The 13,534-nt window shown below is 70.7% G+C and carries 12 protein-coding genes; 2 read left to right on the plus strand and 10 right to left on the minus strand.

Annotation, left to right across the window (positions count from 1 at the left end; translation table 11 throughout):
- The 7 genes from ABZT17_RS23770 to ABZT17_RS23800 all read right to left on the minus strand — a co-directional run bounded on the left by ABZT17_RS23770 (position 1) and on the right by ABZT17_RS23800 (position 8,436).
- Positions 1–1,023, minus strand: coding sequence for an agmatine deiminase family protein (locus ABZT17_RS23770; protein ID WP_356351580.1), 1,023 nt, complete (start codon positions 1,021–1,023; stop codon positions 1–3).
- Between the two features lie 24 nt (positions 1,024–1,047).
- A complete protein-coding gene (locus ABZT17_RS23775; RefSeq protein WP_356351581.1) occupies positions 1,048–2,757 on the minus strand; it encodes an urease subunit alpha in 1,710 nt (569 codons plus the stop codon).
- Positions 2,754–3,452 carry an urease subunit gamma gene (ureA, locus tag ABZT17_RS23780; protein ID WP_356351582.1) on the minus strand — a complete coding sequence of 233 codons (699 nt, stop codon included), beginning with the start codon at positions 3,450–3,452 and terminating at the stop codon, positions 2,754–2,756. Before ureA ends, ABZT17_RS23775 begins: the two co-directional genes overlap by 4 nt.
- 96 nt (positions 3,453–3,548) lie before the next feature.
- The gene (locus ABZT17_RS23785) at positions 3,549–4,868 is read right to left on the minus strand and encodes a lysine 2,3-aminomutase (RefSeq protein ID WP_356351583.1); all 1,320 of its coding nucleotides are present in this window, start codon (positions 4,866–4,868) and stop codon (positions 3,549–3,551) included.
- A gap of 15 nt (positions 4,869–4,883) precedes the next feature.
- A complete protein-coding gene (locus ABZT17_RS23790) occupies positions 4,884–5,951 on the minus strand; it encodes a hypothetical protein (RefSeq protein WP_356351584.1) in 1,068 nt (355 codons plus the stop codon).
- Positions 5,952–6,046: 95 nt separating this feature from the next.
- A complete protein-coding gene (locus tag ABZT17_RS23795) occupies positions 6,047–7,138 on the minus strand; it encodes a branched-chain amino acid aminotransferase (RefSeq protein ID WP_356351585.1) in 1,092 nt (363 codons plus the stop codon).
- Positions 7,139–7,392: 254 nt separating this feature from the next.
- Positions 7,393–8,436 carry a 3-isopropylmalate dehydrogenase gene (locus tag ABZT17_RS23800; protein ID WP_356351586.1) on the minus strand — a complete coding sequence of 348 codons (1,044 nt, stop codon included), beginning with the start codon at positions 8,434–8,436 and terminating at the stop codon, positions 7,393–7,395.
- Positions 8,437–8,578: 142 nt separating this feature from the next.
- On the opposite strand from ABZT17_RS23800, the gene ABZT17_RS23805 reads away from it, so the two are divergent.
- On the plus strand, positions 8,579–10,150 hold the full coding sequence (locus ABZT17_RS23805; protein WP_356351587.1) for a metallophosphoesterase family protein: 1,572 nt from the start codon (positions 8,579–8,581) through the stop codon (positions 10,148–10,150).
- A gap of 53 nt (positions 10,151–10,203) precedes the next feature.
- On the opposite strand, the gene ABZT17_RS23810 is transcribed toward ABZT17_RS23805, so the two are convergent.
- Positions 10,204–10,335, minus strand: coding sequence for a hypothetical protein (locus ABZT17_RS23810; protein ID WP_107056436.1), 132 nt, complete (start codon positions 10,333–10,335; stop codon positions 10,204–10,206).
- A gap of 320 nt (positions 10,336–10,655) precedes the next feature.
- Here ABZT17_RS23810 and ABZT17_RS23815 point away from each other — a divergent pair, with 320 nt between their 5' ends.
- Complete coding sequence (locus ABZT17_RS23815; protein WP_356351588.1) at positions 10,656–10,862, plus strand: DUF5988 family protein; 207 nt, start codon at positions 10,656–10,658, stop codon at positions 10,860–10,862.
- Here ABZT17_RS23815 and ABZT17_RS23820 read toward each other — a convergent pair.
- Positions 10,859–11,728, minus strand: a complete 870-nt coding sequence (locus ABZT17_RS23820) for an alpha/beta fold hydrolase (RefSeq protein ID WP_356351589.1) — start codon at positions 11,726–11,728, stop codon at positions 10,859–10,861. The genes ABZT17_RS23815 and ABZT17_RS23820 overlap by 4 nt on opposite strands.
- A gap of 25 nt (positions 11,729–11,753) precedes the next feature.
- Positions 11,754–13,385, minus strand: a complete 1,632-nt coding sequence (gene pruA, locus ABZT17_RS23825; RefSeq protein WP_356351590.1) for an L-glutamate gamma-semialdehyde dehydrogenase — start codon at positions 13,383–13,385, stop codon at positions 11,754–11,756.
- Between the last annotated feature and the right edge of the window lie 149 nt (positions 13,386–13,534).

The following is a 13,534-nucleotide window of genomic DNA, read 5'->3' on the forward strand; positions in this document are numbered from 1 at the left end:
TCAACTCCTCGGGATCCTGGGCTGCTGCTGGGTGATGCAGTGGATGCCACCTCCACCGGAGAAGATCGTACGGGCGTCGACCAGGGTCACCGTCCGCTGCGGGAAGAGCCGGCGGAAGATCCCGGCGGCGGTCTCGTCGCGCGGGTCGTCGAAGGCGCAGAGCACCACACCGCCGTTGCAGAGGTAGTGGTTGATGTAGGAGTGGTCGACCCAGTGGCCGTCGGCCTCCAGGGTGGTGGGCGCGGGGACCTCGACGACCTCCAGGCGGCGGCCCTTCGCGTCGGTCTCGGCGCGCAGGAGGCCGAGGTACTCCTGGGAGCGGGCATGGTCCGGGTGGGCCGGGTCGCGCTGGCTGTGGACCAGCACGGTGCCGGGCCCGGCGAAGGCGGCGACGATGTCGACATGGCCCTGGGTGCCGTAGACGCCGTAGTCGCCGGTGAGGCCGTGCGGGAGCCAGATGGCCTTGGTGGTGCCGAGCTTGGCGTGGATCTCCGCCTCGACCTGCTCCCGGGTCCAGCCGGGGTTGCGGCCGCCACCGAGCTGGACGGTCTCGGTGAGCAGGACCGTGCCCTCGCCGTCGACGTGGATCGCGCCTCCCTCGTTGACCAGGGTGCTGCTCAGGACGGGTGCCCCGGCCAGGTCCGCGACCTGGCGGGCGATCTTGGCGTCATGCTCCCAGCGGGCCCAGTCCTGGGCGCCCCAGCCGTTGAACACCCAGTCCACGGCGGCCAGTTCACGGCCGTCGGTGACGAAGGTGGGGCCGATGTCGCGCATCCAGGCGTCGTCCAGCTCCCGCTCGGCCAGGTCGACGTCCGGGCCGAGCAGTTCACGCGCCGTGGCGCCCTGACCCGGTCCGTGCACCATCGTCACGGGTTCGAACCGGCGCACGGCGCGGGCCACGGACGCCCAGGCGGCGCGGGCCCGGGCCAGCTCCTCGTCGGTGGAGAAGGTCGGGTTGGGTCCGGGCCAGGCCATCCAGGTGCGCTCGTGCGGGGCCCACTCGGGGGGCATGCGGAAGCTCATCACAAGTCCTACTCGGCAGAAGTCCTAGAGGAAGTACAGGCGGTTGAGGGAGACGGAGTCGGCGGGGTCGGAGCGCAACGGTTCGCCGTCGAGCGTGACCAGCCCGGTCCGCCGGTCCACCTCCACCGCTCCGGTGCGGGAGTTGAGCCGCAGGTCGGCGGGCCCGATGCCGCGGGTGTTCCGTACGGCGACCCTTCTCCGGCGCGTCGGCATGGTGTCGTTGCCCTGGTCCAGGGCGGCGCGCGCGACGAAGGCCACCGAGATGTCGGCGGGGGTGGCGCCGTACGCCCCGAACTGCGGTCCGAGGACCAGGGGTTCACAGGTGTCCGTCGCCGCGTTCGGGTCGCCGACGACGCCGTAGGCGGGGAAGCCGGCCTTCAGCACCAGCTGCGGCTTGGCGCCGAAGTACTCGGGGCGCCACAGCACGATGTCGGCGAGCTTGCCGGTCTCGATCGAGCCCACCTCGTGGGCGAGGCCGTGCGCGATGGCCGGGTTGATGGTCAGCTTGGCCAGGTAGCGCAGGACGCGCTCGTTGTCGTGCGCGTCCGGGGCGCCGAACTGGGCCTTCATCTTCCCGGCCATGGCGAAGGTACGGCGGACCGTCTCGCCGGCCCGGCCCATGCCCTGCGCGTCGGACGAGGTGATCCCGATGGCGCCCAGGTCGTGCAGCACGTCCTCGGCGCCCATGGTCCCGGCGCGGATGCGGTCACGGGCCATGGCGGCGTCGCCGGGCAGGTCGGTCTTGAGGTCGTGGACGGAGACGATCATGCCGTAGTGCTCGGCGACGGCGTCCCGGCCGAAGGGGAGGGTGGGGTTGGTGGAGGAGCCGATGACGTTGTGCACTCCCGCCATCTTCAGCACGTTCGGCACATGGCCGCCCCCGCAGCCCTCGATGTGGAAGGCGTGGATGGTGCGCCCCTCCAGCACCCGCAGGGTGTCCTCGACGGAGAGACACTCGTTCAGCCCGTCGCTGTGCAGGGCGACCTGGACGTCGTGTTCCTCGGCCACGCGCAACGCCGTGTCCAGCGCGCGGGTATGGGCGCCCATGTCCTCGTGCACCTTGAAGCCGCTCGCCCCGCCCTCGGCCAGCGCCTCGACCAGCGGCGCCTCGTGCGAGGACGAACCCCGCCCCAGGAAGCCGATGTTGACCGGCCAGGCGTCGAAGGCGTTGAACGCGTGCCCGAGCGCCCACGGCGAGTTGACGCCGACGCCCCACACGGGTCCGAACTCCTGCCCGATGACCGTGGTCACCCCGGAGGCGAGCGAGGCCTCCATGATCCGGGGCGAGAGCAGATGGACATGGGTGTCGACGGCCCCGGCGGTGGCGATGAGCCCCTCCCCGGACACGATGGAGGTGCCCGTCCCCACCACCACGTCGATCCCGTCGAGGGTGTCGGGATTCCCGGCCCGCCCGATGGCGGAGATCCGCCCCTCCCGGATGCCGATCGACACCTTCCGGACGCCCAGCACGGCGTCGATGACGACGACGTTGCTGATCACGACGTCACAGGTGTCCCGTACGGCGGCGGCCTTGAGGTGCAGCCCGTCACGGGCGGTCTTGCCGAAGCCGGCGAGGAACTCGTCGCCGTACGCCTGTGAGTCGGACTCGACCTCGACGGTCAGCCCGGAGTCGCCGAGGCGGACACGGTCGCCGGCGCGGGGGCCGTGCGCGGCCGCGTACTCGTACGGCGTCAGACGGCGGGCCTCGGCCGGATGGCCTCCGGGGCGGCTCATCGGCCGGCCTCCTCATGCGTCGTGCCCAGGTATCCGCAGGCGGCGGCGCGGCGCAGCGCCTCCTCGCGGGCGCCGGGCGCGTCCAGCGGCCCGTCGACGAGCCCGGCGAACCCGATCGCGACCCGCTCCCCGCCGATCGGCACGAGCCCGACCTCCAGCGACTCACCGGGACCGAAGCGCACGGACGACCCGGCGGGCACGGCGAGCCGCATCCCGTAGGCCTGATCGCGGACGAAGTCCAGGCGCGGGTTGGCCTCGAAGAAGTGGAAGTGGGAGGTGACGGAGACGGGCACGGTCGCGGTGTTGGTGACCGTGAGCCGTACGGCGGCCTCGGGCTCGGTGTGCCCGGGCCCCGGCAGCAGCGCACCGGGCGCCCGCTCCCCCAGCCCGCCCCCGCCGATCGGATCGCTCACCACGGCGAGCCGCGACCCGTCGTCGAAGACGGCCTCGACATGCACCTCGGTGACGACGTCGGCGACACCGGGCAGCACGTCCCGCGGCCCGAGGACGGACCGAGCCGCCTCGATCGCCTCGGCCAGCCGCTTTCCGTCCCGCGCGGCCTCGCACACGGTGTCCGCGATCAGCGCGGTGGCCTCCGGCACATTGAGCCGCAGCCCGCGGGCCCGGCGGGCCCGGGCCAGTTCGGCGGCCCCGAAGAGCAGCAGCCGGTCGCGTTCGGTGGGGGTGAGCCGCATATCGCTCCCTTCGCTTAGAGCAGCACTCTAACCAAAGGGGGCACAAGGACGAAAGAAATGGCTCTCGCCATGGCAAAGCTCACATGGAGTGCCGCTCTATCCGGTCAGCCCCGGCAGGAACTCGCTCGCCCCGAACGCCGGCTTCAGATCGCTGAACCAGGTCGCGCCCTCGTCGTAGGCGGCGAAGAAGGGGCGGTCGACGAGGTCCGGGTCGCGGGCCTGGATCAGATGCAGTACGAAGACCTTCTCGCCGGCGATCTCGGCGATGCCGTCCACGCAGACCTTGCCGGGCATCGCGGACATCACCGGTCCGCGCACGGTGCGGGCGAGACCGGAGACACGGGCGTAGGCGTCGCGGAAGATCCGGTGGGCGCGCACGAGGGGGACGCCGAAGTAGCCCTGGGGGCCGGTGTCCCGCTCGACGAACTGGTAGTACGGCACCGCCCCCAGCGTGGTCGTGGTGTCCCAGAGTTCCGCCCAGGCCTCGGCGCTGTCGTTGATGCCGGCCACCAGCGGGCCCTGGCAGCGGATCACCGCGCCGGTGTCGCGCACCCGGCGCATCGCCTCCCGCACGACGGGCGGGCGCAGTTCCCGCGGATGGGTGAAGTGCGCCATCAGGGCGAGGTGGCGGCCGCTCGCCACGACCCTCTCGAAGAGGCGCAGCAGGTCGTCGGCGTCGCGGTCGGTGGTGAAGCGGTACGGCCAGAAGGCCAGGGACTTGGTGCCGACGCGGATGGACCGGACCGTGTCGATCTCCAGCAGGGGGTCGACGTACCGCCGCAGCACCTCCGTGCTCATGACGAGGGGGTCGCCGCCGGTGATCAGGGTGCTGGTGACCTCGGGGTGGGCCCGGAGGTAGGCGGAGGTGGTGGCGATGTCGTCGGTGGCGATACGGAGATCGGCCTCGCCGACGAACTGGGGCCAGCGGAAGCAGTACGTGCAGTAGGCGTGGCAGGTCTGGCCCTGGCGGGGGAAGATCAGCACCGTCTCCGGGTACTTGTGCTGGAGACCGGTGAGGGGGCGGCCCTCGTGTACCGGGACGTTGGCGTCGAGCTGGCCCGAGGGGTGCGGATTGAGCCGCATACGGATCTCGTGCGCGGCCGCCTGGATCTCCCTGCGGGGCGCGTCGCGGGCGAGCAGATCGGCCATCCGGCGGACGTCCGGGGCGGGGAGCATGCCGGACTGCGGGAAGGTCAGACGGAAGACCGGGTCGCCGTCGGGGACCGCCGTCCAGTCGATCAGCTCGTCGATGACGTACGCGTTCGTCCGGAAGGGGAGTACGGCCGCCACCGCGCGCAGGGCGAGCCGTTCGGCGGCCGGCAGGGACGCGCGCGCGAGCAGTCCGTCCAGGTCGCGGGGGGTGAAGGCGCGGAAGCGGGGGCTCCCGTCGGGAGCGGGGTGGAGCGCTGAACTCATCTGTGCGAAGGCCCTCTATTCCGTGACCAGGACCGGCGGCCGCAACTCGACGAACGCGGTCGCCGACGCATCGTACTTCTCTGCGAAGTGGTCGATGAGCCGTCCGTGCAGCTCGGACTCGTCGTCGACGACGAGGACCTCGTGCGCGCCCCGGATGCCCAGGCCCTCGCTGAACGCGGAGAGTTGGTCCAGACGGTGGCGGGCGAGATAGGTGACGAGGTCGGGGCCGGAGACGTAGAGACAGTCGTCCACGAAGACGAACCGGCAGCTGAACTGCCGCCGCCCGTCGGCCGCGTCGACCAGGGTGAGGGGCAGATGGGTGAACCGCTCCATCGGCTTGCCCTGCTGCCACAGCTCGTCGAAGCGCTGCTCCACGAAGGTGCCGAGCGGCGAGCGGACCGCGACCTCCAGCTGGACGCCCTCGCCGGAGAGCCGTCCCACGGTGAGGAAGGAGACCAGACAGCGCTCGTCCCAGCGGTAGAGCGTGACACCGGGTGAGGTGGAACAGAGCCGGACCTCGAGGAGCTGGCGGGAGGACTCGTCGAGCCGCTGGGCGAACCGGTCCAGGGTGCGCAGATTGCGCAGGATGTCCCGACGGATGTCGTCGCTGCGCTCGCCTAGTTCACGCCCGCGCAGGATGACCGCGAGGGAGTCGGGGTCCAGCAGCAGGATCTGGACGCGGGCGCCGCGGGCGGTGGCCGCCCTGACGCCCCGGAAGAGCCGCTCGGAGAACTGCGGGCCGAAGAGGTTGGAGAAGGTGTCGAGCACCTTGACGTTGGAGGTGGCGCCGTGGACCTGGGCGGAGAACCACTCGTAGTCGAGCCGGGTGTGCTCGCGCACCCGGCCCTCCTGGGCGCGCGAGATCAGCGGGCCGATCACGAAGACCGTGATGACCACGCCGACGAGGTCGGTGCCGAGATTGAGGGCCAGGTTCGCGCTGTAGCTGTCCATGGCGCGGGCCCGCCACAGCAGGAACCCCGCGACGGCGGCCAGCAGCACGAGCAGGCTGAGGCTCTGCGGACGCCTCGGACTGCGTAACGCCCGCAGCAGCCACCTCAGTCTCGGTATCGGCCCACCACTCACCAGCGCCCCCTCCCCCGTGAGCCGCGGAACCCGTGTTCCGCGCAAGATGCGGAAGAAGTGGATACCCGCGCGGGGGAGGCGCTACGCGTGTCCGGTCACTCGCCGAGCCGGTGCATCCAGCCGTGCTTGTCCTCGGCCGTACCGCGCTGGATGTTCAGCAGGGCCTCGCGCAGCTTCAGGGTGACCTCGCCGGGCTCGCCGCCCGACTGCTGCCACTCCGCACTCTCCCGCTTGACGGTGCCGACGGGGGTGATGACGGCCGCCGTGCCGCAGGCGAAGACCTCGGTGAGCGTGCCGTTCTCCGCGTCGCGCTGCCACTGGTCGATGGAGACGCGGCCCTCTTCGGACGCGTAGCCGAGGTCTCGGGCGACGGACAGCAGGGAGTCACGGGTGACGCCCTCCAGGATGGACCCGGTCAGCGTCGGGGTGACGATACGGTCGCCGTAGACGAAGTAGAGGTTCATGCCGCCGAGTTCCTCGACCCACTTGTGCTCGACCGCGTCGAGGTAGCAGACCTGGTCGCAGCCCTTGGCCGCCGCCTCGGCCTGGGCCAGCAGGGAGGCCGCGTAGTTGCCGCCGGTCTTGGCGTCGCCGGTGCCGCCGGGGACGGCGCGGACGCGGTTCTCGGAGAGCCAGATGGTGACCGGCCTGACGCCGCCCGGGAAGTAGGCGCCGGCCGGGGAGGCGATGACCAGGAAGAGGTACTCGTTGGCGGGCTTCACGCCCAGCCCGACCTCGGTCGCGATCATGAACGGGCGGAGGTAGAGGGACTCCTCGCCGCCGTGCGCCGGGACCCAGTCCGCGTCCTGCTTCACCAGCGCGTCGCACGCCTCGATGAACGTCTCGACCGGCAGCTCGGGCATGCCGAGGCGGCGGGCGGAGGACTGGAAGCGCAGGGCGTTCTTCTCGGGGCGGAACGTGGCGACGGAGCCGTCGGGCTGACGGTAGGCCTTCAGGCCCTCGAAGATCTCCTGCGCGTAGTGCAGGACCATCGTCGCCGGGTCGAGGGAGATCGGCGCGTACGGAACGAGCTGGCCGTCGTGCCAGCCGCGGCCCTCGGTCCACTTGATGATCACCATGTGATCCGTGAAGTGGCGGCCGAACCCGGGGTTCGCCAGGATCGCGTCGCGTTCCGCGGCGGAAAGTGGCGAGGCCGAGGGCTTGAGCTCGATCGTGGGCGTCGTCATGAGTGGTTGTCCTTCACCGGTTGTGTAGTGACACGGGCCGCGCTCACGCCCTTTTACTGTCAGTGACCAGTGCTAGGACGTCCGAGCATTCCCTCATTCCGCGGCTCCCGTTCGATTATCGCGCGGGGGTGTCGTGGACGAAAACGGCGTGAATGCGACCCAGGGGATGATGGTGGCACCCGGCGGGGACATAGCGAAAGCCGCCGGGTGCGGATGCGACCCGGCGGCTTCGAGTGATCTCGAGGAGCGCGGGGTCAGCCGGCTACTCGTACGGCGAGCGCGTCGCCGATCTCGCTGGTGCTGCGGGCGGGCTTGCCGGTGCGCTCGCCGAGGTCGGCCGAGACGGCCTCCTCGATCCGGGTGGCCTCGGCCTCGTAACCGAGGTGACGCAGGAGCAGGGCGACGGACAGGACCGTGGCGGTGGGGTCGGCCTTGCCCTGGCCGGCGATGTCGGGCGCGGAACCGTGGACCGGCTCGAACATCGAGGGGAACTCGCCGGAGGGGTTGATGTTCCCGCTCGCGGCGACGCCGATACCGCCGGAGACGGCCGCGGCGAGGTCGGTGATGATGTCGCCGAACAGGTTGTCGGTGACGATCACGTCGAAGCGGCCGGGGTCGGTGACCAGGTAGATGGTGGCCGCGTCGACGTGGATGTAGTCGGTGGTGACCTCGGGGAAGTCCTGGGCCACCTTGTTGAAGATGTTCGTCCACAGGTGACCGGCGAAGGTCAGCACGTTGTTCTTGTGGACGAGGGTGAGCTTCTTGCGCGGGCGGGCCTGGGCGCGGGCGAAGGCGTCACGGACCACGCGCTCGACCCCGAAGGCCGTGTTGACCGAGACCTCGGTGGCGACCTCGTGCTCGGTGCCCTTGCGGATGGTGCCGCCGTTGCCCGTGTAGGGGCCCTCGGTGCCCTCGCGGACCACGACGAAGTCGATCTCCGGCTCGCCGGCGAGCGGGGTGGCGACGCCGGGGAGGAGCTTGGAGGGACGCAGGTTGACGTGGTGGTCGAAGGCGAAGCGGAGCTTGAGCAGGAAGCCGCGCTCCAGGACACCGGAGGGGACCGACGGGTCGCCGATGGCGCCGAGCAGAATCGCGTCGTGCTTCTTGAGCGCGTCGAGGTCGGCGTCGGTGAGGGTCTCACCGGTCGCGTGGTAACGCTTGGCGCCGAAGTCGAAGTCCTGGGTCTCCAGCTTCACATCCTGCGGAAGGACGGCGGAGAGGACCTTGAGACCTTCGGCCACGACCTCCTGGCCGATGCCGTCACCGGGGATCACTGCGAGATTGATGCTGCGAGACATGTCGGCACCCTACTCCTCGTCCCATGGGATGACATGCCGTGTCCGCGATACGGACGCGCCGGTGCCCCGGGGCGTCAACAAGTCGCCACGCGTTCACCCCTGTGTATGGCGGGCGTTGGCAATCGCTGGGAAGTTCCCTTCCATGGACCTTCCCGACTTCGGCATTCCGCCGCGGCTCGCGCGCCGGATGAGCATGGCCGAGCAGCACGAGTACCTGCGCACCAAGCTCATGCGGCGCCGCACCCTGGTGACGGCGGGCGCGGTGGCCGCGGGCGGCCTGCTGACCGGCTGCGGCGGTTCCGGATCGGCGGGTGCTTCGAGGGGTACGACGGCTCCCTCGCCCTCCGCCTCCGAGGTGCACGGGTCGTTCATCTCCCCCTTCGGCCGCCATCTCGCCTTCGGTGCCGACCCCAAGACCCAGATGCGGGTGTCCTGGCAGGTCCCGCTCGCGGTGAAGAAGCCGTACGTCCGTGTCGGCACCCGTCCCGACGAGCTGGGCCGCAGGATCGAGGCCGAGGTCCGCGATCTGCACACGCCCGGGGTCACCGGCGTGCGCTCCGCCCTGGAGCAGTACTACCTGCACGCGGCCCTGGACGGCCTGCGCCCCGGCACCACGTACTACTACGGCGTCGGCCACGAGGGCTTCGACCCCGCGTCCGCCGCCCGTCGCGCGACGATCGCCACGTTCCGCACCGCGCCCGCCGGCCCGGAGAAGTTCGTCTTCACCGCCTTCGGCGACCAGGGCGTCAGCCAGGCGGCAGCCGCCAACGACCACGTCCTGCTGCGCCGGAATCCCGCCTTCCACCTCCACGCCGGCGACATCTGCTACGCCGACACCAACGGCCAGGGCAGGAAGTCCGACGGCTACGACCCCTCGTACTGGGACCTGTTCCTCAAGCAGAACGAACCGGTGGCGAGGACGGTCCCCTGGATGGTGACCACCGGCAACCACGACATGGAGGCCTGGTACTCGCCCGACGGCTACGGCGGCCAGCTGGCCCGCTGGTCCCTCCCGCGGAGCGGCTTCGACGCCCGCACGGCCCCCGGGGTGTACTCCTTCACCTACGGCAACGTCGGCTTCGTCGCGCTGGACGCCAACGACGTGTCGTACGAGATCCCCGCCAACCTCGGCCACACGGACGGCCGTCAGACGAAGTGGCTGGACGGCAGGCTGGCCGAGCTGAGGGCGGACCGGTCGGTGGACTTCGTCGTCGTCTTCTTCCACCACTGCGCCTACTCGACGTCCGCGCACGCCTCCGACGGCGGGGTGCGGGAACAGTGGCTGCCGCTGTTCGCCAAGCACCAGGTCGACCTGGTCATCAACGGCCACAACCATGTCTACGAGCGCACGGACGCCATCAAGCAGGGGACGGTCGGCCGCGCCGTCCCCATCGGGGCGTCGACGGACCCGACCAGGGACGGGATCGTCTACGTCACGGCCGGCGGCGGGGGCCGCGATCTGTACGGCTTCCCGACGGGCGTCAAGGAGAGCTACGAGGGTCATGTGACGCGGCATGACGCGGTGCCCGGCTTCTCGTGGGAGAAGGGGCAGTCCGCCGCGAAGGAGACCGTGGAGTGGTCGCGGGTGCGCTACCGCGGTTTCTCGCTCCTGTCGGTGGAGGCGGTGAGCGGTGCGCGGCCGGCCCTCAGGGTGTCGGCGCTGGCGCAGAGCGGTGAACGCATCGACCATTTCGAGGTGCGGCGCGGGGCGTGAGTCCGCGCCGCACCCCTGCGGGTGCGGCTCCCGGCTCCTAGGTGATGCCCGGCTCAGTGGCCGGTCGAACCGCCGTTGTCCCTGCGATCCAGAGCGCGCTGGAGGGCGGCCGCGGCGTTCTTGCGGTCGGACTCACTCGTACGGGAGATGTGACGGACTCGGCGGCGTGCGGTCGTCTCGGCCATGGGAAATCGACTCCTTCGAATCCGGGAGTGCCAAAAGGGGTTACGAGACGCCGGAAGGGGCGGGGAGCGGCGCCGCAGGGGTTGCCTGCGCGGGGCGCGCTCACGACCGCCATTCGCTTGGTCGAGCGAGACGTTCGGCTCCTACAAAAGTAAGGGAGCGCCCCCGGTCTGTCTCCACAATTACTCGGACTTCCTACTATCTGAGACGGCGAATGGGGTCACACCGGTCTGAGCTGGCCTTTCGCAACTCCCGCACCAGGGATCCGGTTCGGAGTACTGTCGTTTTTGTGCCGTAATCCCACCGAGGGAAGGGTGAGGTCATGCATGACACGGTCAAGGCACTTCTCGAGGGCGGCCCGCGGGATCTGCCCGCACGGATCGTCCCGGTCGACACCTCGGGACCCGACCTGAAGATCGAGCTGCGCAACGGTTACGAGCACTTCAGGGCGACCTCGCGTCACGCGAACACCCCGGAGGGCAGCCTGCCGGTGTACGAGTGGTGGGAGCGGACGGAGATGCCCGGCTAGGGACAGGCCGGCTCGAGGGCCTCGTGGAAGCCCTTCGGGTCGTCCGTCCACACCATGTGCCCCGCGTCCGGCAGGATCACCCGGCGGACTCGGGGCAGGGCGCGTTCCAGGGAGTCCACACAGGAGCGCGGGCGGATGTCATGGGCGCCGTCGATGATCAGTACGGGCACGTCGAGGGCGCGGCAGGCGTCGTGGAGCTCGGGGGTGCCCCAGTTGTGCCGGCGTTCCTGGTTGAGGGCCTCGGCACACGCGTGGTTGATGCCGAACCAGGGGGTGGCCATCCGTTCGGCGCGGCGCAGCGCCCCTTCCCCGTCCTGGAACTCGGCGGACCACTGGAGGACCGCCGACTCCCGTTCCTCGTCCCGCGACAGCACCGGTCGGTCGTCCAACTCCCGTCGGCGGGCGAGGTGTTCGGGCCGCTCGCCGAGGCGGGCGAGGAGGTTGGCCCGGTAGCCGGAGTGCCAGTCGGAGTCCGGTCCGATGCCCGTGCCGGCCACGTACACGAGCCCGCTCACCCGCTCCGGGTGGGCCAGCGCGTAGCCCAGGGCGAGCTGCGCGCCCCACGAGTGGCCCAGCAGCCGTATCCGCTCAAGGCCGAAGTGCCGTCGTACGGCGTCGAGATCGGCGACGAAGCGGGCGAGCGTCCACGGGCCGTCGACCGCGCGCTGCGAGCGACCGCAGCCCCGCTGGTCCCAGCGGACCACCGGGGTCAGGTCGGCGAGCAGGTCGGCCATGTCCTCGAAGTAGTCCCAGAGGCCGGGCCCGCCGTGGCACAGCACCAAGGGGTCGCCTTCCCCCGACCGCACGGCCCACAGACGTACGCCGTCGTCGGTCGGCACGGTCGGGGTCCCGCTCGTGACTGTCATGGGGACAGTCTGCCCCGCGGGCGGATCAGCCCATGTGGGGGTACGTGTAGTCGGTCGGCGGGACCAGCGTCTCCTTGATGGCGCGGGTCAGGGTCCAGCGCAGCAGGTTCTGCGGGGCGCCGGCCTTGTCGTTGGTGCCGGAGGCGCGACCGCCGCCGAAGGGCTGCTGGCCGACGACGGCGCCGGTCGACTTGTCGTTGATGTAGAAGTTGCCGGCCGCGTAGCGCAGCTTCTCCATCGTGTACGCCGCCGCGGCGCGGTCGCCCGCGACGACCGAGCCGGTCAGCGCGTAGTCGGACACCGACTCCATCTGGGTCAGCATCTCCTCGTACGCGTCGTCCTCGTAGACGTGCACGGCGAGGAACGGGCCGAAGTACTCGGTGCGGAACACCTCGTTCTCCGGGTCGCCGCACTCGACGACGGTCGGGCGGACGAAGTAGCCCACCGAGTCGTCGTAGGAGCCGCCCGCGACGATCGTGCAGGTGGGGTCCTGCTTGGCGCGGTCGATGGCCGCCTTGTTCTTGGCGAAGGAGCGCTCGTCGATGACGGCGCCGATGAAGTTGGCGAGGTCGCTGACGTCGCCCATGGTCAGATGGTCGACCTCGGCGGCGAACTCCTCGCGGAAGCCGTCGTTCCAGATGGACGCCGGGATGTAGGCGCGGGAGGTGGCGCTGCACTTCTGGCCCTGGTACTCGAAGGCGCCTCGGGTCAGGGCGGTCTTGAGGACCGCGCGGTCGGCGCTCGGGTGGGCGACCAGGAAGTCCTTGCCGCCGGTCTCGCCGACCAGGCGCGGGTAGGAGCGGTACTTCTCGATGTTGTTGCCGACCGTCTTCCACAGGTACTGGAAGGTCTTGGTGGAACCGGTGAAGTGGATACCGGCCAGATCGCGGTGTTCGAGGGCGACCTCGGAGACCTCGATGCCGTCGCCGGTCACCAGGTTGATGACACCCTTGGGAAGGCCCGCCTCCTCCAGCAGCCGCATGAGCAGCACGGCCGCGTGGGTCTGCGTGGGGGACGGCTTCCAGACCACCACATTGCCCATGAGGGCGGGAGCCGTGGGCAGATTGCCCGCGATCGCGGTGAAGTTGAAGGGCGTGATCGCGTAGACGAAGCCCTCCAGCGGACGGTGGTCGAGACGGTTCCAGACGCCCGGGGAGTTGGCCGGGGGCTGCTCGGCGAGGATCTGGCGGGCGTAGTGGACGTTGAAGCGCCAGAAGTCGATGAGCTCGCAGGGGGCGTCGATCTCGGCCTGCTGGGCGGTCTTGGACTGGCCGAGCATGGTGGAGGCGGCGATGGTCTCGCGCCAGGGGCCGGCGAGCAGTTCGGCCGCGCGCAGGATGATCGCGGCGCGGTCGTCGAAGGCCATGGCGCGCCAGGCGGGCGCGGCGGCGAGGGCCGCGTCGACGGCGTCCCGCGCGTCCTGCCGCGTGGCGTGCCGGCCGGTGCCGATGACGGCCTTGTGGTTGTGCGGCTGGACCACCTGGAAGGGCTCGCCACCGCCCAGCCGCTTCTCACCGCCGATGGTCATCGGCAGCTCGACCGGGTTCTCGGCCAGCTCCTTCAGCTTGGCCTCCAGCCGGGCGCGCTCGGGCGAGCCGGGGGCGTAGCCGCGCACCGGCTCGTTGACGGGGGTGGGGACCTGGGTCACAGCGTCCATGGATCCGTAACTCCTTGATGTTGAGCGGGTGTTGCGAACTGGGGGTGCGAGTCGGTGGTTGCGAGCGGGGGGTGGTCGCGAGCCGGGGTGGGGCTCAGCCCTTGCTGATGATCGAGCGCGCGAAGAAGCGCAGGTTCGCCGGCTTCTCC

The organism is Streptomyces sp. NPDC005648 (assembly GCF_040605395.1).
In the GTDB taxonomy this organism is placed as follows: domain Bacteria; phylum Actinomycetota; class Actinomycetes; order Streptomycetales; family Streptomycetaceae; genus Streptomyces.